20 protein-coding genes are annotated in these 23083 nt (G+C 44.9%); 14 read left to right on the top strand and 6 right to left on the bottom strand.

The genetic code is table 11. The features are described from left to right. Window positions 1–33: 33 nt before the first annotated feature. Window positions 34–1047 (bottom strand): CAF17-like 4Fe-4S cluster assembly/insertion protein YgfZ, encoded by a 1014-nt coding sequence (gene ygfZ / locus JV36_RS0110650; RefSeq protein WP_235207822.1) that lies wholly within the window; start codon window positions 1045–1047, stop codon window positions 34–36. Between the two features lie 154 nt (window positions 1048–1201). Between ygfZ and JV36_RS0110655 the strand changes: the two genes are divergently transcribed. Beyond that, complete coding sequence (locus tag JV36_RS0110655; protein ID WP_200883152.1) at window positions 1202–1480, top strand: FAD assembly factor SdhE; 279 nt, start codon at window positions 1202–1204, stop codon at window positions 1478–1480. A 581-nt stretch (window positions 1481–2061) separates the two neighbouring features. Further along, entirely contained in the window at window positions 2062–3066 is a 1005-nt protein-coding gene (locus JV36_RS0110665; protein WP_032096903.1) for a MaoC family dehydratase, read from the top strand. Between the two features lie 124 nt (window positions 3067–3190). Here JV36_RS0110665 and nadB read toward each other — a convergent pair whose 3' ends face one another. Then, window positions 3191–4876, bottom strand: coding sequence for an L-aspartate oxidase (nadB, locus tag JV36_RS0110670; protein WP_052010266.1), 1686 nt, complete (start codon window positions 4874–4876; stop codon window positions 3191–3193). Window positions 4877–5073: 197 nt separating this feature from the next. Here nadB and rpoE point away from each other — a divergent pair, with 197 nt between their 5' ends. From rpoE to JV36_RS0110720, 10 genes are all read left to right on the top strand, one after another. Beyond that, window positions 5074–5652 (top strand): RNA polymerase sigma factor RpoE, encoded by a 579-nt coding sequence (rpoE, locus tag JV36_RS0110675; RefSeq protein WP_032096904.1) that lies wholly within the window; start codon window positions 5074–5076, stop codon window positions 5650–5652. 98 nt (window positions 5653–5750) lie between these two features. Further along, a complete protein-coding gene (locus JV36_RS0110680; RefSeq protein WP_032096905.1) occupies window positions 5751–6332 on the top strand; it encodes a sigma-E factor negative regulatory protein in 582 nt (193 codons plus the stop codon). 77 nt (window positions 6333–6409) lie between these two features. Further along, the gene (locus tag JV36_RS0110685; RefSeq protein WP_235207823.1) at window positions 6410–7561 is read left to right on the top strand and encodes a MucB/RseB C-terminal domain-containing protein; all 1152 of its coding nucleotides are present in this window, start codon (window positions 6410–6412) and stop codon (window positions 7559–7561) included. Next, window positions 7554–8009, top strand: a complete 456-nt coding sequence (locus tag JV36_RS0110690; RefSeq protein ID WP_032096907.1) for a SoxR reducing system RseC family protein — start codon at window positions 7554–7556, stop codon at window positions 8007–8009. The genes JV36_RS0110685 and JV36_RS0110690 overlap by 8 nt, the downstream gene beginning before the upstream one ends. A 190-nt stretch (window positions 8010–8199) precedes the next feature. Next, complete coding sequence (gene lepA, locus JV36_RS0110695; protein WP_032096908.1) at window positions 8200–9996, top strand: translation elongation factor 4; 1797 nt, start codon at window positions 8200–8202, stop codon at window positions 9994–9996. Beyond that, entirely contained in the window at window positions 9996–10898 is a 903-nt protein-coding gene (gene lepB, locus JV36_RS0110700) for a signal peptidase I (protein WP_032096909.1), read from the top strand. The genes lepA and lepB overlap by 1 nt, the downstream gene beginning before the upstream one ends. Continuing rightward, entirely contained in the window at window positions 10898–11578 is a 681-nt protein-coding gene (rnc, locus tag JV36_RS0110705; RefSeq protein ID WP_032096910.1) for a ribonuclease III, read from the top strand. Before lepB ends, rnc begins: the two co-directional genes overlap by 1 nt. Then, on the top strand, window positions 11571–12509 hold the full coding sequence (gene era, locus JV36_RS0110710) for a GTPase Era (protein WP_052010267.1): 939 nt from the start codon (window positions 11571–11573) through the stop codon (window positions 12507–12509). Before rnc ends, era begins: the two co-directional genes overlap by 8 nt. Window positions 12510–12689: 180 nt before the next feature. Beyond that, window positions 12690–13328, top strand: coding sequence for a pyridoxamine 5'-phosphate oxidase (gene pdxH, locus JV36_RS0110715; RefSeq protein WP_032096911.1), 639 nt, complete (start codon window positions 12690–12692; stop codon window positions 13326–13328). Between the two features lie 77 nt (window positions 13329–13405). Beyond that, window positions 13406–14365, top strand: coding sequence for a TatD family hydrolase (locus JV36_RS0110720; protein WP_032096912.1), 960 nt, complete (start codon window positions 13406–13408; stop codon window positions 14363–14365). A gap of 27 nt (window positions 14366–14392) precedes the next feature. Here JV36_RS0110720 and JV36_RS0110725 read toward each other — a convergent pair whose 3' ends face one another. After that, on the bottom strand, window positions 14393–15064 hold the full coding sequence (locus JV36_RS0110725) for a hypothetical protein (protein ID WP_032096913.1): 672 nt from the start codon (window positions 15062–15064) through the stop codon (window positions 14393–14395). A 174-nt stretch (window positions 15065–15238) separates the two neighbouring features. Here JV36_RS0110725 and serB point away from each other — a divergent pair, with 174 nt between their 5' ends. After that, window positions 15239–16183, top strand: a complete 945-nt coding sequence (serB, locus tag JV36_RS0110730; RefSeq protein WP_152561588.1) for a phosphoserine phosphatase SerB — start codon at window positions 15239–15241, stop codon at window positions 16181–16183. 37 nt (window positions 16184–16220) lie between these two features. Here the strand turns inward: serB and JV36_RS0110735 are convergent, their stop codons facing one another. After that, entirely contained in the window at window positions 16221–18833 is a 2613-nt protein-coding gene (locus JV36_RS0110735) for a PilZ domain-containing protein (protein WP_152561586.1), read from the bottom strand. Between the two features lie 184 nt (window positions 18834–19017). Here JV36_RS0110735 and radA point away from each other — a divergent pair, with 184 nt between their 5' ends. Continuing rightward, window positions 19018–20388 (top strand): DNA repair protein RadA, encoded by a 1371-nt coding sequence (radA, locus tag JV36_RS0110740; RefSeq protein WP_032096915.1) that lies wholly within the window; start codon window positions 19018–19020, stop codon window positions 20386–20388. Window positions 20389–20412: 24 nt separating this feature from the next. On the opposite strand, the gene JV36_RS0110745 is transcribed toward radA, so the two are convergent. Beyond that, window positions 20413–20820: a PilZ domain-containing protein gene (locus JV36_RS0110745; protein ID WP_032096916.1), complete on the bottom strand. Its 408-nt coding sequence runs from the start codon at window positions 20818–20820 to the stop codon at window positions 20413–20415. A gap of 284 nt (window positions 20821–21104) precedes the next feature. Then, the gene (ettA, locus tag JV36_RS0110750; RefSeq protein WP_032096917.1) at window positions 21105–22772 is read right to left on the bottom strand and encodes an energy-dependent translational throttle protein EttA; all 1668 of its coding nucleotides are present in this window, start codon (window positions 22770–22772) and stop codon (window positions 21105–21107) included. Window positions 22773–23083 lie beyond the last annotated feature (311 nt).

The following is a 23083-nucleotide window of genomic DNA, read 5'->3' on the forward strand; positions in this document are numbered from 1 at the left end:
TGGGTAATGAATGTAAATCGTTTGCCGTAAAAATCAGCGACGTTTCTTAATGATGTTGCTGGCTTGTTGCTCAATACTGTACGGCAGAGCATAAGGGTAACAGGTTACAGCCTCATTATCAGCCAACCTGTGTAAATCTTGTGGGGTGGTATCGTTTGAAAGTACCGCCATAAAGTGAGTTTCATTGTCTAAACGGGCAACGCTTGTTACCAAGCCTGCTCTTCGCCAATTATCGCCAAGCTGCTTTTCAATAGTGTCTCCGGCAGAAACCTCAACATTTCCATCAATACAAAAACTGAATGCAGCACGTTTGTTTTTCCCTAAAAAACGGGTTCTCGCCACCACTTCTTGGCCCATGTAACAGCCTTTATCAAAATCAATGGCATTAAGGGCGTGTACATTTAGCATTTGGGGTACATATTCACCCACTGTACTTCCGTTGACTGTCGCGTGGGCATTAACAATTTTAATGGCGTCAAACACCGATTGTGCATAACAGGGAAGTGCGTTCTTGGCTATGTTTGCTGTAACGTCGTCGCTAGCTTGTTGGTGCAGAACTACGAAGTAACCCTGTTGCGCGGTATCGGTTTTAAAGCAAAGCCCATACTCGTTTTGATAACTGATAAGAGAACCGTCACTATCGGTTTCGTCTAAAGACACGTCAGGGAAATATTTGCTTAAAAGGGCTACCGCTTCAGTGCCTGAAACAAAAAAAGCATTGAATTCGCTGCTGCTATCAACGATGTCTACTTTTGAAAATACGCCGTACTTATTAAGCTCAGCTAGGGTACGTGCACCAGCGTCTTCATTAGTCAGTAGCAGTATTTTTGAGCCAAATCGCGCCAGGTACCCCGTTGACCATGTTTTACCTTTGTTATCGCAATGGGCGTAGTGCCGTACCGTCTTGTCATCTAGCTTATTGATATTGACAGTTAGCTGGCCCTGCAGATAGCTATCCGCTTGCTCACCCTCGAGGGTTATAATCATGGTGTTGCCAAGTGTTACAGCATAATGTTGTGGTAATGCATCTAGCGTTTTTAATGACATGATGGCGCTCTTTTTAGAAACGTATGGTATCAAAGTATGGCAAAAAGCTGATTTATCAAGGGGGAGGTGGCAGGCAGTCGTAAATTCTTTACGTAAGTTTGCTTATCAGACCAAAAGAGCAGTGATCCTACAGTGGCACGCGTGGTATTATTTAATGATAACAATTGAGGTTAAAGAATATATGTTTGAACCCAAACGATTAGCGAGATTAAAGTGGGCATGCCGCCGCGGCATGCTTGAACTAGATGTATTATTACTGCCTTTTGTAGAGCAAGCGTTCGACGAATTAAGCTACGAAGAAAAAGTTACCTTCGAGCGTTTACTAACAAGCGACGATCCTGATTTATTCGCGTGGATAATGGGTCACCAAAAATGCGACGACCCTGAGTTAGCCGCGATGATTTCAACCGTCGTCAATCGTGTCAAAGTATAGAATACACATAACGTATTCACCTTACAGAGTGACGTTCAACCGCGTCACTCTATCCGCTCTACTGTTAGTTGTATTTCAATGTTTGCCATCAAGTCTTATGACGTGGATTGATAAGACAAACCTTACCGCTCTCACGCTCCCCCCACTTTTTATATGGATTTACTGTTCGCTTTTTTGTATACCAAAGCCCAGTCCATCAAAGCCAAGTCAATTGGCGCTTAGACAATCAACGCTTAGTCAATCAACACAGAGAAATTCTCTAAACCAACTGGATTTGATGTTGTCGGACGAGGGTGTCGTGCATATTGTAGACGGCGTCTCTTGTGACAAGTTTATGAATCTGATAAGAAAAAGACTTACCAGCTCTCAGACTAATGATATATTTCAGCTTCACGGTGCGTCTCAGCTTTTCCCTTGGGGGATTTGTCTGGAGATGACTCGAGTAAAACAAAAATGGTCCGATAAAGATCACGCTCACTTTTGCTGGGTACTGAAAAACGAATGTTCTGAACGTGATTATCGCAGATTATGTAGAGCGGTAATTTATGTCAGAAAAGGATATGGACTTAGGGACAAAATGAATGTTTCGTGAATATACAAAAGCGCTGTTTAAGCGCGTTGATAAGCGACAGTTAATGCAGTTCAAACCTCCACGGTTACCGCAACGCATTTACACCAAAACTCTCAATATAGACAACAAACACTACGGTAAATTTTGTCAGGAAGTGGCTTGGCCTGCGAGTGAACACGTTCATCCTTTATATCTGCAAATGCTTTCTCTTCCTTTGCAAATGCGCTGTTTATTAGACAAACAAAGCCCATTTCCTTTACTTGGATTAATTCACTGCGCCAACAAGGTTGAGGTTTTTGAGCATTGCGATCTCTCTGAGCCTGTTGAGTGTCGGGTTAGGTTTAGTGATGTTAGACCTCATGCAAGAGGGTGGGAAGTGGATGTTTTACTTGACGCATTGCAAAGCTCAAAGTGCGTTTATAAAGCTGTAAGTAGTTACCTAGTTAAGGTGAAAGCGGTGCATGTTGCTCCAAGAGCAGCGCAGACAGGACACGTTTCAACCGACGAGAGCGATGAGGCCATACAGCGAGAGTTAGTATCAACGCTCACTGCAAGTGCAGACACAGGAAGGCGCTACGCCGCTATTTCGGGAGACTATAACCCTATTCATCTATCGGCTGTTTCTGCGAAGGCATTTGGCTTTAAAACTGCCATTGCCCACGGAATGTGGACACTGGCCTGTGTAATCTCTCAATTTGTTGACAATACTGCCGACAAAACCACTGTTGATGACACTGTCGAAGCCAAGGCCGAAAGCACAGATAACGAAGAAAAAGAGCAGGGCTCAGGCGGTAATAAAGCGTTATGTAACGGCTATATCAAAGAAGTGTCGTGTAGGTTCAAACAGCCCGTTTATTTACCCAATGAATTGACCGTGTTCAGTAAAAGCCTAACTGGCTCTTCAAGCGCAACATCAAAATCGCATGCTAACCCGTTTGTTAAACATAGTGCCGAGCTAGAAGTGACCAGTGCGAAAGACTCAATTACGCACTTACACGCTTTTTTGCATTATTAAAAAAAGGTGGGCGTTTCCGTTTACTTTAACGCTCACCTTTAGTGTTTAACATTACCACTGCGTACCTTTTCTTGTGTACAGGGGCATGCCGGAGAGTTATTTGTTAGCGCTTAACGTCTAGAGCTTAACGCATATCGCTGAAGCTTCCTTCAGTGATGAGTGCCCCAACGCTTTCTCCGGACAGCTGGTTATTAGGTACCAACACGGTGGGCTTAGTGTCACTTAGCTGTTCTGGATGGTCCAGATTAAAATGAAGGCCTCTACTTTCTTTTCTTTCCATGGCGCATCGCACAATGAGCTCTGCCACTGTGACCAAGTTTCTCAACTCAAGCAAGTTGTTACTTACTCGAAAGTGGGAGTAATATTCGGTAATTTCCTGCTCTAACAACTTAATGCGTCGCATAGCACGTTCTAACCGTTTATCGGTTCGAACAATACCAACATAATCCCACATAAACAGTCTCAGCTCGTGCCAGTTGTGTTGAATAATAACTTCTTCGTCTGAGTTTGATACTTGGCTTTCATCCCAAGGGGCAATAGTTTCGTCACTATCTTTAGTAGGGAGACAGCTAATAATATGCTCTGCTGCTGAACTGGCAAACACCACACATTCCAGTAAGGAGTTTGACGCCATTCTATTTGCACCGTGCAAACCGGTATAAGCGACTTCGCCAATAGCGTAAACGTTGTTTAAATCGGTCTTTGCATTAAAGTCGGTGATCACACCACCACAGCTATAATGCGCTGCCGGTACCACCGGAATTGGCTCACGGGTGATATCGATACCCAAGGAGCGGCATTTGCGATAGATGTTAGGGAAGTGTTTAACAATAAAATCGGCAGGTTTATGACTGATGTCTAAGTACATGCAATCTGCGCCCAAGCGTTTCATTTCATAATCTATGGCTCTTGCAACCACATCACGGGGCGCAAGATCGCCACGCTCATCAAACTTCTGCATAAAGCGAGTGCCATCAGCGTGACAAAGATTAGCGCCTTCACCGCGCAATGCTTCTGTGATGAGAAAGTTTCGCGCCTGAGGATGAAATAGACAAGTAGGGTGGAACTGGTTAAATTCCATGTTTGCCACTCTACATCCGGCGCGCCAAGCCATTGCAATGCCGTCACCGCTCGATACATCCGGGTTTGATGTGTATTGATAAACTTTACTGCCGCCGCCGGTGGCTAAGGCAATAAACGGCGCGCGGATAACTTCAACGTGCTCTTGCTGACGGTTCCATACATACGCACCCACGCACTGATTCTTCTCGGTCTTCGATGGGATGAGGTCAATGGCATTATAGCGCTCGAAAAAATGGATGTTGGGGTGGGTAGATACCGCATCGTTAAGCGTAATTTGCAGCGCTTCGCCAGTGGCATCCGCGGCATGCAATATTCTGCGATGACTATGACCGCCCTCTCGGGTCAGGTGAAACTTCTCTTCGCCAGATTCGCTTTTTTCTCTGTCAAACGGCACTCCGTAACTAATTAGCCATTCCAAAGCCGCTTTTGCCCGTTCGGTGGTAAAGCGAACTGCTGGCTCCTCACAAAGGCCGCCACCGGCCATTAGCGTGTCGCTGACGTGTGCATCGATTGAATCTTGTTCATCGAATACTGCAGCAATACCACCTTGAGCGTAACGTGTTGAGCCTTCATTTCGATCGCTTTTACTCAAAACTATAACTTGGCAATGGTCAGCGAGCCTCAACGCTAGGCTTAGCCCAGCTGCGCCGCTTCCGATAATTAACACATCACATCGATGTTCTATGGCATTTGGTGTGGAAGTTAGTGAAGACGATCCAGATTTCATGTATTTTTACATCAATATATACGAGCAAAGGTTCAGCAAGTCTAAAGGATGAGTGACAAAACACAATAATTCTTAGGGCGTGAACATGGTATTATTTCAAATAATTAATGCTTTAACAGAACTTTTTTAAATAGAACACGTCTATAAGCAGGCTTAATAGAGCTATTGTGGATATGAAGTAGGGAGTAATGGCTCGAATGAGCGAGCAAGTAACCGACCAGCAACTGGTGGAAAGAGTACAACGTGGTGATAAAAACGCATTTAACTTGTTGGTAACCCGTTACCAACACAAAGTTATGCACCTAGTGTCTCGATACGTTAAAAATACAGGTGATGTTGCTGACGTAACACAAGAAGCCTTTATAAAAGCATATAGAGCGCTCCCCAATTTTCGCGGAGACAGTGCCTTTTACACCTGGCTTTATCGCATTGCGGTAAATAGCGCTAAAAACTATCTCGTTTCTCAAGGCCGAAAGCCCCCCGCAAGCGATGTGGATGCTGAAGAGGCCGACTACTATGAAGGTAGTGACGCGCTAAAAGAGCAATCGACTCCCGAACGGAGTTTGCTCTCGGATGAGCTAGAAGAGACGTTATTTAAAGTGGTGGAAAAACTGCCTGATGATCTCCGAATGGCGATAACGCTACGTGAAATTGAAGGGTTAAGCTACGAAGAAATTGCCAGTGTAATGTCTTGTCCTGTAGGTACCGTTCGTTCGCGTATATTCAGGGCGAGAGAAGCCATTGATAAGGTTATTCAGCCGCTGTTGGAAAATTAATTTAAATAAACTTCAAAAAAGATGAACTTTCTCTTTTTTGGGATGACTAACAGCTGTGTTAGGGTAGTTAACGATCAAAACGATCTGGATATGAATATATGACGCAACAGCAAGAAAAATTGTCCGCATTCATGGATGGTGAAGCAGAAGACGATAAAATCATCGACGCGATTAAGCATGATGCAGAGCTTCAAGCTAAATGGCAGCGATACCATGTCATCCGTGGTACCATGCGCAAAGAAGCAAGCGTAGCGCCAGAAATGGATATTACGGCTAGCATTGCTGCGGCCTTGGCAGATGAACCTGCGATTGTTGCACCAAAAGAGTCTCGCTGGCGCTCAATCCCAATCATTGGGAATGTGGTTCCATTTGCAACTCAATCTGGTCAGTTTGCCGTTGCAGCGTCGGTAGCTTTAGCTGTTATTTTAGGTGTTCAGCACCTGAACCAGCCAGCGCCTTCAGAGCCATTCATGACGGCACCCACTGCGGGTCCTCAAGGTGGTTTAGCGCCGGTAAGTCTTGAGCAAACTCGGACGTTGCCACGCAACGACATGAATGAAGTGCTTGAGAAGAAGCGTAAAATTAACGCGCTTATCGCCGACCATGAGCAACAAATAAAATTGAAACAGGTGCAGGCCGAAGAGGAAGAAAAAGCCTCTGACGATACTAATCGCCCATAGGCGATTGCGGCAACGCCACTATTTCAACTAGTATTTATTATTAGTAACTTCGCATACCAGCACTTGCACGTGCTGGTATGTCTGTTTTAAAGGCAAGGAAAATGCGCTGTAACCAATTTGTTCTCCTCATCACCGGGGCTTTATCAATTTTCACGCCTTTCTGTGTTCATGCGCAATCAAGGGATTCGTCTCTTCCAACTAGCCTTGAGTCAAATAGCCTTGAGTCAAATAACCAAGCAAAAAGCGCAACAGAAAGCGCAACAGAAAGAGAGACAAAAACAGATACAGTAAAACAAACAGAGCCGGCGTTAGAGAGAGAAACTAACGCACTGCAAACACCGGCACAGTGGTTACAGCGTCTTCAATCACTCATCTCTTCTGCCAATTACCAGGTATCGTTTGTTCAAACCACCGTTGGTAAGGAAACGGTGCCATATCTATGGCGTCACGGCGTACTTGATGATGGCACTGAAGTAGAGCAATTGAATTTACAAAATGGACCAGGCCGCGAGCTTATCCGCGTTGATGGTATCGTAAGTGTATTTGAGCCTGATACGCAGCCTTACAGCATTCGCTCTCGTTTTATCAATGGGCCCATTCCCAATATTCTTCTTCATAACCCACAGAAGCTCTTAGAAAGTTACGAATTTGTATTAGTTGGCCGAGCTAGAGTCGCTGGACGTTCTGCACAGCAAATTAGAATTGTGAGCAGGGACAACACCCGGTTTGGCTACCAGCTTTGGCTTGATGAAGAGTCGGGCATGCTATTAAAACTTAATATGCTGGATTTACAGGGCGCCTTACTGGAACAAATACAAATTAGCGCATTTTCTGTGATGGCATCGCCTTCTCCCTATTTTGCCAGAATTAATCCATCGTCTTTGCCGGAGCCAATTATGATGGCAAGCAGTCAATCTCGCGCTCATGGGTGGGAAGTTAACTACCTTCCTGTGGGTATGAAAGAGGTGAAACGAGATACACGACGACTAGCACTGACCGGTCAGGTGGTAGAGTATAAAATGTACAGTGATGGCTTGGTAGATGTGTCTGTGTATGTTCAACCTATTGAGGATGCACTGGGAGGCGATATCGCTTTGCGCAATGAGGTGAGTACGTTTCTTACGTTAAAAGCAGGTAAAGCACAGGTAACGGTGTTAGGCGAAATTCCACTTCAAACGGCAAAGGCGATTGCCACCTCAATTAGCGCGGTAAATAACAGCAATGATTGAAGAGTCCGCTAGGGTGGTGGCTATTGACGGTGATAGCGTTACTGTAGAGTCAGCAATAAAGTCGACGTGTAGCAGTTGTCAGGCACAAAGTGATTGCGGTACGGGCGCTATATCTCGCGCACTTGCCCCGAAAATGCAGCGCTTAACGGTCTCTACACCAATGACGGTTTCTGTTGGTCAGAGTGTCACTATTGGTGTGCCCGAGGCCGGCGTATTAAGTGCCTCAGCATGGCTTTATCTACTTCCTCTGTTTATGTTTATCGGCTGCTTCTCGCTAGCCTCCTACTTTCTGTCTATGATTGGTTTAACTCATGAATTATGGGGAGTACTCCCAAGTATTATTGCAACGGTGTTCGTGTATCGATACACGGCTAAGAAATTACAGCGGGTAGAGTCTGCAAAGTATCGACCTGTCCTGCTTAAAGCAGAACTTCTAGAACGTGAGTAAAAAGCCGTTTTAAAGCTGAATTTTACTGTCTCGTCTCATGGCTTGTGCTGTTTAGCAAAATATACTCGCTGCTAATTCGCTTTTCCGCCCATAAATGGGTAAAATCCGCACGCGCCGCGTTTACGTCTTAGCGTATAGCGCGCAGTATTTTTTCGTTTAATGAATTTTTCTGCAGGTAAATTCCAGCATTATGCAACAATCGCACATTCGTAACTTCAGTATTATCGCCCATATCGACCACGGTAAATCGACATTGTCGGACCGTCTCATTCAGCATTGTGGCGGGCTTTCAACTCGCGAAATGGCTGAGCAAGTTCTAGATTCCATGGATTTAGAAAAAGAGCGTGGAATTACAATAAAAGCGCAGAGCGTAACGCTAGAGTACAGCGCCCAAAACGGTGAAACGTATCAGCTTAATTTCATCGATACACCAGGGCACGTTGACTTTACCTATGAGGTATCTCGCTCACTAGCTGCCTGTGAGGGCGCGCTACTTGTAGTTGATGCGGGGCAGGGCGTGGAAGCACAGACCCTAGCAAACTGCTACACCGCCATTGAGATGGATATGGAAGTTGTGCCTATCCTAAACAAAATCGACTTACCTCAAGCGGATCCAGACCGTGTGGCAGAAGAGATAGAAGACATTGTCGGTATTGATGCACTAGAAGCAGTTCGCTGTTCAGCGAAAACCGGCATTGGTATTGAAGACGTACTCGAAGTTATCGTCAATAAAATCCCACCTCCTGGTGGAGACAGAGAAGCGCCGCTAAAGGCACTTATCATCGATTCATGGTTTGATAATTACCAAGGCGTTGTTTCATTGGTACGTATTGTTGAGGGGCAACTCAACAAAAAAGACAAAATTCAAATTATGTCTAACGGCCAAAGCCACCAAGTGGATAAAATTGGGGTGTTTACACCTAAAGCGCTAGATACCGGTATTCTTCGTGCTGGTGAAGTTGGTTTCATTATTGCCGGCATAAAAGACATTCAGGGCGCGCCAGTGGGCGATACTATTACGCTTGCAAAAGCACCTGCCACCGACATGCTGCCTGGATTTAAAAAGATTAAGCCGCAGGTTTACGCGGGTATCTTCCCCATTAGTTCAGACGATTATGAAGACTTCCGTGATGCGCTTGCAAAGTTGAGCCTAAACGACGCGTCTTTATTTTACGAACCAGAGAGCTCTGCAGCGCTAGGCTTTGGTTTCAGAATCGGCTTTCTCGGCATGCTTCACATGGAAATCATCCAAGAGCGTCTTGAGCGAGAGTATGACCTTGGCCTGATTACCACAGCGCCAACAGTAATTTACCAAGTTGAGACCACCAAAGGCGAAATACTCACCGTTGATAGTCCGGCGAAATTACCACCAGTTAATGACATTGCTGAAATTCGCGAACCTCTTGTTGAGGCCAATATTTTGGTGCCTCAAGAATACCTTGGTAACGTTATTACTTTGTGTGTTGAAAAGCGCGGTATGCAAACCAACATGACTTATCACGGTAAGCAGGTTGCTGTGACTTACGAACTGCCAATGGCAGAAGTAGTACTTGATTTCTTCGACCGCTTGAAGTCGACAAGTCGAGGTTTCGCGTCACTCGATTACAACTTTAAACGCTTCCAAACTTCAGACATGGTGAGAGTGGATATTCTGATTAACGCTGAACGCGTTGATGCGCTAGCGGTAATTACCCACAGAGATAACTCGCAAGGCCGCGGTAGAGAGCTCGTTGAGAAGTTGCGCGAGCTTATACCTCGTCAAATGTTTGATATTGCTATTCAAGCGGCTATTGGTAACCATATTGTCGCTCGTAGTACGGTTAAACAGCTGCGCAAAAACGTTATTGCAAAATGTTATGGCGGCGACGTTAGCCGTAAGAAAAAGCTACTTCAAAAGCAGAAAGAAGGTAAAAAGCGCATGAAGCAGATTGGTAACGTTGAACTGCCGCAAGATGCCTTCCTTGCCGTGTTGAAGGTAGGTAAATAATGGCAAATTACTTCTCCCTGATTTTGGTTGCATTGACGCTGATCACAGGGCTTATATGGTTAGTTGACAGTGTAGTGTTTGCACCAAAGCGCAAAGCGCGTTTGCAAGCATCAGCAGTTGCCGAAAATGCCAGCTACGGTGAAGATCCACAATTACCGTATCTTGTGGATACATCGCAGCAAATATTTCCGGTTATTGCCTTCGTATTAGTGTTGCGCTCATTTTTATATGAGCCATTTCAAATACCGTCTGGCTCAATGATGCCCACACTGCTCGTTGGCGACTTTATATTGGTTGAAAAGTTTGCGTATGGTGTAAAAGACCCTGTATTTCGCAGTAAGCTGATTGAGACCGGAGCACCAGAGCGAGGCGATGTGGTGGTGTTTAAGTATCCAGAGGATACCGGCATTGATTACATTAAGCGCGTTATAGGCATGCCAGGCGATACTGTGGTTTATCAAAATAAGCAGGTGTACATAAAGCCTAAATGTGTCGAGAGTGAAAACTGTCCAGCACTTGAGGCCGTCCCTTTGTCTTTCCAAGAGCGTGGTGAATTTGTTCAGGATATGGCGCAGCTAATGCGCTATACCGAGTCACTTGGCGATATAGAGCACGATATTTTGCGCCATCCGCTGCGCGATATTTCTCCAGTGAATTTTTATACGCAACCAGGAACGCGCCGCAATGAATGGATTGTGCCTGAGAACAATTATTTCGTTTTAGGTGATAACCGCGATAACAGTCGTGATAGCCGTTTTTGGGGGTTCGTACCCGATGAGAACTTAGTCGGCAAAGCGGTAGCAATTTGGATTTCGTTTGAATTTGAGCGCAAGCCACAAGATATGTTGCCAACATGGATCCCAACAGGCGTTCGATTCGAGCGTACAGGTGGCATTCGTTAATGCAGGGAATAGATAAATATCGTCGTCTTTATAAGGCGATAGACTATACATTCAATAATATCGCTTTACTCGATCAAGCTTTTACGCACAGAAGTGCGGCAAAACAGCACAACGAACGCCTAGAATTCTTAGGCGATGCCATACTGGGAATGATTATTGGCGAGACGCTATACAAGCGCTTTCCAGACGTGCCTGAAGGCAAGTTAACCCGTATGCGCTCAACGCTGGTGAAAGGCGATACGTTAGCCGAGCTAGCTCGTGAGGCCAGTATGGGTGAATTGCTTCACTTAGGTCCTGGCGAGCTCAAAAGTGGCGGGCATCGTCGCAGCTCTATTTTAGCCGATGCGGTAGAAGCGTTGCTTGGTGCAATTTATCTCGACTCGGGTATGGATGAGGTGCGCCACGTTATAGACAGACTGTGGGAAACGCGTATTAATAAGTTAGACCCCCACGCTCACCCTAAAGACAACAAAACACGTCTACAGGAGTTTTTGCAGGGACGAAAATTACCTCTGCCTACCTATGAGGTGCTGTCGATTTCTGGGAAAGATCACGCGCAGGTCTTTCAAGTTAGCTGCACGGTTGAAAATTTACCTGAGCCTGTTAAAGCATCAGGAAACAGCCGTCGCAAAGCTGAACAAGAAGCAGCTCGTCTAACGCTGGAGAAGCTCGATGACTAACAATGACAATGAAATACATTATTCGCAACCGCAGACACGCTGTGGTTTGGTGGCTATCGTTGGCCGCCCAAATGTGGGTAAATCTACTTTGCTCAACCGTTTGTTAGGGCAAAAAGTTAGCATTACCTCTAGAAAGCCGCAAACAACGCGACATCGCATACTAGGCATTGATACCGACGGTGAATATCAGGCTATATATGTTGATACGCCAGGGCTCCATCAAGATGAAAAGCGTGCCATTAACCGGTATATGAACCGGGCGGCCTCTAGCTCGCTAGCAGAAGTTGGCTTGATTCTTTTTGTGATTGAAGGCGATCGCTGGAACGCAGACGACGAAATGGTGCTGACAAAGGTAAAGCAATCAAAACTACCCTGTTACCTCATCGTCAATAAAATGGATAAAGTAGAGAACAAAGAAGGTTTTGTTACCCACCTTAGACAGCTTGGCGAGAAGCATACCTTCGAACATATCGTCCCAATTAGCGCTAAGCAGGGCAAAATGGTGGATGATATTCGCGAGTTAGTTGCTAAGTCTCTTCCGCCGAGTGAGTTCTTTTTCCCTGAAGATTACATAACCGATCGCTCCAGCCGTTTTATGGCCGCTGAAATCATTCGCGAAAAGCTGATGCGCTTTACCGGTGATGAGCTTCCCTACTCGACTACTGTTGAAATAGAGCAGTTTAAAATGGCCGAAAATGGCGTGTACCGAATAAGTGGGCTTATTTTGGTAGAACGCGAAACGCAAAAGCGCATGATCATCGGCAAAGGTGGTAAGCATCTTAAAACAATAGGCGAGCATGCCCGTAAAGACATGGAAAACCTGTTCGACAATAAAGTGTTCTTAGAGCTTTGGGTAAAGGTGAAACAGGGTTGGGCTGACGATGAGCGAGCGTTGCGCTCGCTTGGATACGGCGATGACAGCAACTTTTAATACTCATTTACATGTCGTTGCAACTGGTGTGATCCCTTCCTGAGCGTTATTCGTTTTTAACGTCTTATTAGTATTTGTTTATGCGCAATGGACTACCATCAAAGTATGGCTGTTTATCAAGGGCTACTCTTAATAAAGAGTCGCTTTTAATGATGTAGAAACATTGCGCAGGAGAAATTGATGGCTATTTCAGATATGCGCAGACAATACTCAAAGGGAACCTTGAGCGAGTCAGACGTTACCGACACACCTTTTCAACTATTCGATAAGTGGCTGCAAGATGCCATTGATGCGAATATTCCAGATCCTACCGCTATGACAGTGGCAACAGTGGATGAAAGCGGTCAGCCCTCGCAGCGTATAGTGCTCTTAAAAGATGTAAATAAAGACGGCTTTGTTTTCTTTACAAACTTAGGAAGTAGAAAAGCCAAAGAGCTTGCGTTAAACCCAAAAGTCTCTTGTCATTTTCCCTGGTTTTTTATGGAGCGGCAGGTGCGTGTCTGCGGCACGGTAGAAAAGCTATCCACCAGTGAAAATGCGTCTTATTTTTTCTCCCGTCCCAAAGACAGTCAGCTAGCGGCTTATGCGTCAAAGCAAAGTAAGCCAATTGGCAGTAAAGCACTCTTGCTTACGCAATTTAAGCAGTTAAAAGAAAAGTTTGCGAACAAAGAACTTCCTGTGCCTGATTTTTGGGGTGGCTTTAGAATTGTTCCTCATCAAATTGAGTTTTGGCAAGGTGGTGAAGATAGGCTTCACGATCGTATAGAATACAACATTGATAAAGCTGGTAGCTGGAGCACTCAGCGACTGATGCCTTAGCATTTGTCCACTTATCAACAGCGATTTAAAAGCATATTTGCTGTTATACGAAGAAGTGAGTACAGGGGAGGGGGTACATGATAGACAGTCACTGTCATCTTAACTTGGCCCCCTTGGGGAGTAACCTTACTGAAGTGCTGCGCAAGGCTAAGCAAAATGGCGTTAAGCGAATAATGGTGCCAGGCATCACGCCAGCGTCTTGGAATGTGCTTAGTAGTTATAACAGTCAGCCCTACTGCGATATTCTTCCCATTGATACCGCCATTGGTTTGCACCCTTACTTCCTGCCTAAAGAGCGCGATGAAATTCCTCCTTTACTCAAGCAGTTTGAAGACGCCGTTGCTGATGCGGTGGCAAACACTAAGGAAAGTCTGTCTTTGGTTAAGGGGGCTTTACCAAACGCTCAAGGTTTTCTTTCTGTAGCTCAAGGCTGTGCTCCTGAAGCTCAAGGCTGTTCATCCAACGCTCAGGGCTGTTTATCCTCAGCTCAAGGCTGTTTTTCCTCCGCTCAAGGCTGTTTCTCTGCCATTGGAGAAACCGGGTTAGACGGTCATATTCCAGTTGATATGAATGTTCAACAACAGGTGTTACATGCTCATTTAGATATAGCTGATTCTTTTGGGCTTCCCGTTATTTTACACCACCGAAAGTCTCATCATTTGCTGTTAGAAGCCTTGAAGGCATCTTCGTTTGAGGGACGGGGTGTTATCCACGCATTTTCAGGCAGTAAAGATGTTGCCAAGCGCTACATAGACAGAGGATTTTGTTTAGGCATTGGCGGGACAGTTACTTACGAAAGAGCAAAGAAAACGAGAGATACGGTGACTTATCTACTTTGGCATCATCCAGAGAGTATTTTACTTGAAACCGATGCGCCCGATATGCCAATGTCAGGTAGGCAAGGTCAGCCCAATATGCCTCATTACCTAACAGATGTGGTTGCAGCCCTCTCAGCCCTGTCTGATATTGAGCCAAATGAGATTAATGCGATAACATCTGCAAACTATGCACGCCTTTTTAAGCCATCTCTTTTTTAAACTATCTGATGCAAATAGTAATGAATATTAATCATTACCCAACTGGGCGAATTTGTTGATTACCCAAGGTCTAAACTTGTAGAAGCCTCGGGTTAAATAAATTCCTATCACCAATGCTAAAAATAAAACGATAATCCCAATGAGCAGCAGCTGTGCGCGCAGGGCCAGAGGATCCTCTAATATCACTTTTGTATTCATATGAATATGAACGTAACCAATTACGTTGTCGCTATTATTTACAATAGGCTCAACAAACGTAAGAGGCCGCACGTCCTGAGACTGGCTAAGAGCAACGACACTTTCGGTTTTTGGCAAAGGCGCAATGTACTGTCCTTTTTCATCAAATATAGCAATGCCAAGAATATGTGGCTCTTGGGTTAACACAGTGGCTGTACTTTTAAGTGCCACCGCTCTTGTAGCATCGTTCACAGAATTAGCGTCGGAATTCCCATTACCAGTAGTATCTATAATGGGGGAAACAAGCTTTGCATATTGGCGTGCAGCGCTACTGCCGGCATACTCGGTTTGGGCAAGTAGCCACTCTTCTTGATAACGTTGAAGCATAAGTAGCAGGGCAATAAGCAAGCCAACTACCAAGCTTGCCAGTACTGTATGCACCAGTCGTTTAACGACGGTATAAAGCGAGTGAGAATGACTTGCTGACGAGGTCAATAAGTTGGTTTCAGCCTTGGCCAACATGAAATTCCGTTAACGGGTAAATATGAGTGTAACAGTAGGATAAATCTTACTAATTTGAAAGCGGATATTTTATTACTCTGCTCAATTCGGTAGCATGTAGCCACCTCCACTTTTAAGGATTTACCAGTGCTCGACACGTTTAAACAGTTGTTAGGTGATAACGCAGCAGACGATATGCATTGCGCTTCAACGCTAGCGGGTGTCATTGCCATGCAGCAAAGTGATGCGTCTTTTCACGCCTCAATGACTATTATAGGACAGGCACTTACACCCTACATTGTCGGCAATATTTTAACTGACACCCAGTCGCACTTCGATACAGTAAGTCTAACTTTCCATCATTTACATCAACAATTTGGTGATGATGTGGTGGTAGTAAAAGGAAATGTGCTCGACGAAGACACGTCAATCTTAAAATCCCTACTTGGTGCCTTATCTGAAACGTTTAACGTTGATATCGGGGTACAGCAGTCTCAGCCTTCTCTCTCTGAAGGTGGCTTGTTAGTCATGGATATGGACAGCACCGTAATTGGTATTGAGTGTATTGATGAAATTGCCAAGCTGGCAGATGTTGGTCAGGAGGTTGCCGAAGTCACAGAAAAGGCGATGCGTGGAGAAATAGCATTTAACGAAAGTTTACATCATCGTGTTGCGTGTCTTAAGGGGGTGCCCGTTGAGCACCTGCGTCAGATTAGAGACAGCCTGCCTATTATGCCTGGTATTCAAGGGTTACTTAGTGAATTGAAAAAGCACAATTGGAAGCTAGCTATCGCATCGGGTGGTTTTACTTATTTTGCTGATCACCTAAAACGTAGGTTAGAGCTTGATTACGCCACGTCCAATACCTTAGTTATTGAAAATGGTCTATTGACTGGGAAAGTAGAAGGCGAAGTGGTTAACGCTGATGTAAAAGCCGAGACAGTGAAACAACTGGCGTTAAAATGGAATATTTCAGATGCTCAAACTGTAGCCATGGGCGATGGTGCTAACGACCTTGTCATGATGGCGACATCGGCGCTTGGCGTAGCGTGTCACGGTAAGCCTGTGGTGAACGAGAAGGCTGATGTTGCCATACGTGTAGGCGGCCTTCACAGCTTGCTTTACTTTTTAGATAAATAGCCAATAGCGAATGGTAAAGAGGGAGCGACTCCCTCTTTTAGGCGTTTTGTGGGTTTTGAGCTTCTGGTTTCTGGGGTGATGAGCTGTTTTCACTGCCAGCGCCTTCTAGGTTAACCCCGCTGCCAGCTGAAGTGCGTTTCGGATTGTGGATTTGAGTCGTCCCATCCAGCGTTCGGTTCTGCGCAATTTCAGCTGGAGTAAAACCATATCGTACTAACACTTCATCGGTTACGTCCACAAGGTGGGCACAAGCTGCGATACTCCACATCTTTTTCTCAAGCTCTCTTGCCCTGTGCATTGCATACATAGTGACGTAATTTATTTCTGTCTGCAGCATTGATAGGTCGGGTTTGCCTGTGGTGGTAAGCATCACGTGTATGGCAATAAATTGTCCTCGATTCATTGCCTCTTTAATGAAATTTTGTCGCTGTGTGTTGCTTTCAAATTTGTGAGAGTAGCGAGGAATAATAGCCATGCGTGAGTCTTTTTGACTATTGTCAAAAGAGACAAACAGCTCTTGTCGCAACGGCATATTTTCTAGTTTTACGGTTTTTACGCCGCTTTGCACAAAGGGGGAATCTTGCTTTCGATCTCGAAATAAAAATTCCAGATTTACTTTGCCTCGCTCTGCGTACTGCGTAGTAAGAAGCGTGACTCGCTCATCTTGTTTCCCAATGATGCCCGCTTGCGGCGTATACCTAACGCCTTCTTTGCTCATAAGAAAAGAAAGAGAGGTCGCATTTCTAGCATTAATACAGCGAAGAGCTTGCCCCATACCCGGGATCTCTTCTTCGTCAGACTCCGCATGCAGGTTTGCTTTGTTTTTCTTTATAAGCTCTTCAAAAAAGCTGCGTGCCGTTTTACCTTCATCACCCGGTGCTGCTTTCAAATGCAGAATGTTCTTATCTACATTGTGATAAATGATTTCGTACTGTAACTGCATGACGTCAAACGAAGTAGTAATGGCTTGAAGGCGAGGGAATGCGACTTCAACCCGCCCCTCTAAACTACCGGCGTACTCTTTTGTTAACTCTACTCGAAGGCCTAAACCATGAACTGAGATATCTTCGCTGACACCTTTATGAACGGTGTCATCACCATTGAAACGCGCCTCTATATGAGTTCGTAATCGATAGCGACTCTCAATTCTTAACTCTTCATTTTTGAATCGCACAACTTGAATGTCAGCGGGAGGACGGTTTCGGGGGTGACCAAAGTTACGCAAGTGCGAAAGATTGTCTCGATTAAACGTAAAATCGTTGTAAGTTTCTTGCCCTGTTATCGATGTAACATCGGTAATATGGGCAAGGTAGCGCAAATTTTTAAGCTTCGACATAAGCCTGGCAGAAAGCGGGGTATTGAGCTTCTTTACTTTACTCCCAACAGAATCTGGGATGGAAAGGGGGATATGCGCCTGTTCCGGTACCATAGTGGTAAGCGCTATCTTATACACTCTCCAGCTCGCTTTTTTAGAGCCGAACCCCAAGAACACTTGTTTAAGTAGGTCTTTTTGCATTAACTCTTCAAAAGAGGCCGAATAAAAATACACTTTACTGTTTTGTAGATGGGTAAAGCTGTATACAAAGCATTCTCTTACTTCTTCAGACTTCTGCAATAGGCGTTTGAGTCGCTCTTGAGTCAGCAGAAAGTTTAATCGGCAGTTGTCTTCTTCATCCTGCCAGTATTGTAACGTTTCTCGGTTTACCTCGTTCATCATGGCAAAACGGGGCACCAAGGTTTGATTCACAACGTCGATATAAATCGGTAATGTTGGGCTGCGCGGTGAGAAATACTGTTCAGAGGTTTTACTGGTTATCGCTTCGATAGTGTTATTCATATTCACTTTATAGCGACGCTTGTTGCCGTGAATAAAACTTTCTAAAAATTGATCAAAGCTTTTGTTTGGATGGTCTGAATCTCGCTGCAATGCGAGGTAGTTTACGTCGTTTTTGGTGGAGATTTTTACCAGCTTGTACGCAATCCCGTTTTTCTTATCCATCGTGAACTCACTTTCGAGTCCTCTGAAGTAGATAAAAAGTAGTTCACCTTTCTCAAAAATGGTGTCTTTCGATAGTTTGACCTGCAGACCCTCAAGAGAAATGTCCACACTGAGGCCGCGCATTGATTCGTTATATTTATTAAATATCTCTACCGCCACAGCGAAATTCATTCGTTCTGTATTGCGCTGTCGGTAGTCTAGTAAGTTAACGGTGGGGACTTTAAATTGCTCTAGCACTGCCGAGCGTTTCTTTAATTCTGGTCGTGTTTTTTCTTCACGCTCTTGAGCAACCTCTCGTTCTTGCATTAAACGAAAGTTATTTTCAGTGCTTTGCACGGCTTCATAAACACCGTAGGTATAACGGCCAAAAATTCGTAGCTGTTCTTCAAACTTGTCGACGGCAATATCGTCCATGTAGTGATTTCTACCTTCATGAGGATATTTCTTACATTTACCGTCCACGTGTCCACGCAGGTCAATAGTGCGCATGCAAGGTTTTGCAAGACGCTTTACTTCCATTTTAATCAGGAAGCGCTTTTCTTTTGGAATGTCAGAAGCTACTTGCAGTAAAACTTGGTTGAACTCAGGCTCGTTCACCATAGGTTTTAACTGTTCGATTATGTCAGCGTACTGGGCTAAGTCTTGACTCATCTATGCGCAACTTTGTTGTTTACGTTTTTCATTTTAGTTTTTATCGGCCGTGGTAGAAAAGACCTTAACCTTTGAATTTCGCGGGTAAGTCCATTTTTCATCTTTAAATTCAAGAAGCCTTGTACTTATTCCAAAGCCGTTTAATGATAGAATACTCTTTTTAAGTTGTGGATAAAACTGGAAAATGGCAAAACGTAAAACTGCTTATGTGTGTTCAGACTGCGGTGCGGAGTTTCCTCGTTGGCAGGGACAATGCACAGAGTGTAAAGAATGGAATACCATCAGCGAGTTTGTAGTGGCTAGCGCCAAAGAAAATACGCGTCAAGTAAACGCTGGGTACGCGGGTCAAACTGCGGCAAAGATTGAAAAATTAAACGCCATTGACCTAGAAGCGCTGCCTCGTTTTTCTTCAGGTTTTAAAGAGCTGGACCGCGTTCTTGGCGGCGGTATTGTTCCAGGAGCAGCAATGCTAATTGGTGGCTCACCCGGAGCAGGAAAAAGTACGCTTTTACTTCAGGTTATGTGCCAAATGGCGAAGACTGAGAAGGCACTGTATGTGACCGGTGAGGAATCGCTACAGCAAGTTGCCATGCGCGCTAAGCGTTTGTCCTTACCCGATGACAACTTGATGATGCTAGCCGAAACCAACGTCGAAACAATTTGTGAACTAGCACTGACTGAAAAACCCAAAATAATGGTTATCGATTCGATTCAAGTTATGCACGTTGCAGACGTTCAATCAGCACCGGGTAGCGTGTCTCAAGTTCGAGAGGGAGCAGCCTATCTAACCCGCTTTGCCAAACAAAATCATATCGCCATGTTTATCGTTGGTCACGTGACAAAAGATGGCAACCTTGCAGGGCCTAAAGTGCTCGAGCACTGTATTGATAGCTCCATGATGTTGGAAGGGGAAAGCGATGGGCGTTATCGCACCTTGCGCAGCCATAAAAACCGTTTTGGTGCGGTCAATGAGCTGGGCGTTTTTGCGATGACTGAAAAAGGCTTGAAAGAGGTAAAAAATCCGTCTGCCATATTTTTAAGTCGTGACGAAAATGAAACTCCGGGCTCTAGCGTTATGGTTATCTGGGAAGGCACCCGTCCATTACTTGTAGAAATTCAAGCGCTGGTAGACTATTCACAAATGTCTAATCCAAGGCGGATTGCGGTGGGCCTTGATCAAAACAGGCTGTCGATGCTACTTGCCGTACTTCATCGCCACGGCAACGTTCAAATGAACGACCAAGATGTGTTTGTGAATGTAGTGGGGGGGGTAAGAGTAACAGAGACCGGTGCCGACTTGGCTTTGCTATTAGCAATGATTTCAAGCTTTAGAAATCGCTCGCTGCCTAACGATCTTATTGTCTTCGGCGAAGTGGGGCTAGCGGGTGAAATTAGGCCTGTTCCCAACGGCACCGAACGCATCATTGAGGCTGCAAAGCACGGATTTAAACGTGCGATAGTGCCAAAAGCTAATATGCCGAAGCAAGCCATGCAGGGCATGAAGGTAATACCGGTAGCCCGTTTGTCAGAAGCACTAGATGCGTTGGAACAGTAAGATAAGGTCTATCTAAAATTAGTGTTAATTAGCGTGTTCATAGACAGCATTGACCAACGCATTGAGATCTTTTTCATCAATGCTGTCATCTGGGCTATTTAAACTAATTAAACGTCGCAGGGCACTGACGCAATTTATGTCCATTTGTGACACCTTACATCCCAAAGACACCTTCGACTTGCGGCTATCTGAGTGTCGATAAAGCTGTTCTATATACAGAGTGATGAGAGGGCTATCCTCGTTGGCCCTAAAGTTAGCCACGTATGGGTCATGACTATCGAAAGGCAATTTAGCCAGTTCAGTTTCACTAGCGAGGAGCTTGATCCCTTGTAGGGATACGTCATGAACAATGACATCTATTTCGCTATCGTTGTGGGCAAGCTTTCCCGGAACATTTAATGCAACCCTTTGAAATTGGCGCTTATCTGTCATGCTCTCTTATCTCTTTAAGTCCTATTAACCCCAGTATTAGCGAATAACGGCGGGTTATCAACGTAAAGAAATAATAATTTGCGAGATGACGTTCATTTTGGCAGCTAGTAGGTGTGTCGTAACGCAAAAAAGGCCCTCTGTTTGAAGAGGGCCTTATCGTTACTTAAAACTGTAAAGTGTTACTTAATGCTGTTTACTGATGCTAATGAGTTAATAGCTGCGTTGTCAGCGTGCTATTAACGCACCATTACGTTTATCAGCGTTGTTCACAACGATGTTATTAACTACTTAGACATGCGCTTGTACTTCAAGCGGTGAGGTTCCACAATATCTTTACCAAACTCTTGCTTGAGCCATGTTTCATAGTCGGCATAGTTACCCTCAAAGAAGTTAATATTGCCTTCGTCACGGTAATCCATAATGTGAGTCGCTACTCTGTCTAGGAACCATCTATCGTGCGAAATAACCATCGCGCAACCAGGGAACTCCAACAAGGCATTTTCAAGTGCACGTAACGTCTCTACGTCTAGGTCATTCGTGGGCTCATCCAGTAGCAACACGTTCCCGCCAGCTTTAAGTAGCTTTGCTAAATGGACTCGGTTACGCTCACCACCTGACAAGTCTTTGATAAACTTCTGCTGGTCGTTACCTTTGAAGTTAAATCGGCTGCAGTAGGCGCGACTGGCAATTTCGAAGTTACCAATTCGAATGATGTCTTGATCATCCGAGATTTCCTTCCATACCGTGTTGTTTTCATTCATGTGGTCACGGAATTGCTCAACGGCGGCAATGTTGACAGTATCGCCCAGCTCGATGCTTCCCGCATCAGGCTGCTCTGCACCCGTTAGCATTCTGAACAGGGTAGATTTACCCGCACCGTTTGGACCAACAATCCCGACGATGGCGCCCTTTGGAACGCTGAACGATAAATCGTCAATAAGCACGCGGTCGCCATAGGACTTTTTAAGGTTTGATACATCAATAACCTTATCGCCTAAACGTTCACCAGGTGGAATGAAGAGCTCGTTTGTTTCATTTCTCTTTTGGTAATCACCCGTCGAGAGTTCTTCAAATCGCGCCATACGCGCTTTGCTCTTGGCATGGCGACCTTTAGGGTTTGAGCGAACCCATTCAAGTTCTTGTTTAATACTCTTTTGACGAGCAGATTCAATGCGTTCTTCTTGCTCTAGTCTGCTCTCTTTTTGCTCGAGCCACGATGAATAGTTGCCTTCCCATGGAATGCCTTCACCACGGTCAAGTTCTAATATCCATCCAGCTACATTATCTAAGAAGTACCTATCATGGGTAATGGCTACCACAGTGCCTTCGTAGTCGTGTAAGAAGCGCTCTAGCCAGGCTACAGATTCTGCATCCAAGTGGTTAGTGGGCTCGTCTAATAGCAGCATTTCTGGCTTTTCAAGAAGTAGGCGACATAATGCAACCCGTCGACGTTCACCACCTGATAGCTTGGTTACATCAGCATCCCACGCAGGAAGTCTTAATGCATCGGCAGCACGCTCAAGCACGTTTTCAAGGTTGTGCCCATCTTTGGTAGCAATGATCGCTTCAAGTTCACCTTGCTCTTTAGCCAAGGCATCAAAGTCGGCGTCAGCGTCTGCATAGGCAGCATACACCTCGTCAAGGCGTGTCAGTGCATGCTTAACATCGGCTACGGCCTCTTCAATATTGCCGCGAACGTCTTTGGTTTCATCAAGACGAGGCTCTTGCGATAAGTAACCTATCTTCAATCCAGGTTGAGGACGCGCTTCACCTTCAATATCGGTATCGATACCTGCCATGATACGCAAAAGTGTTGATTTACCTGCACCGTTTAGACCAAGTACGCCAATTTTTGCGCCTGGAAAAAAGCTGAGAGAGATATTTTTAAGAATTTGTTTTTTCGGTGGCACAATTTTGCCAACGCGATGCATACTATATACGTATTGAGCCATGCTCTAACCTCGTTTAAACGCGGTGAAAAATCAGATGATTATGATTTGGTGATAAAATTGGGTACTAGTGTACTCGCAACACTATAGCGTGCGCTAGTCTGTAACGCCATGGAAGTAAGCGCTTGATGCTTTTTTGCGCGTTCAGCATGCAAGTACAGAAAAAGGCATCGGAGCACCCCGGTATTTAGGATAAACTTGGTAATATATTTGCGAATTTACGATAGCTTGCAAGGTCTGCATAAGTTTACAACCCAAGCGTTTTTTTATTAAACGGTAATGAGCGAAGCATTAAACAACGATACACGGACAAT

The organism is Alteromonas sp. LOR, from assembly GCF_000753865.1.
Lineage (GTDB): Bacteria > Pseudomonadota > Gammaproteobacteria > Enterobacterales > Alteromonadaceae > Alteromonas.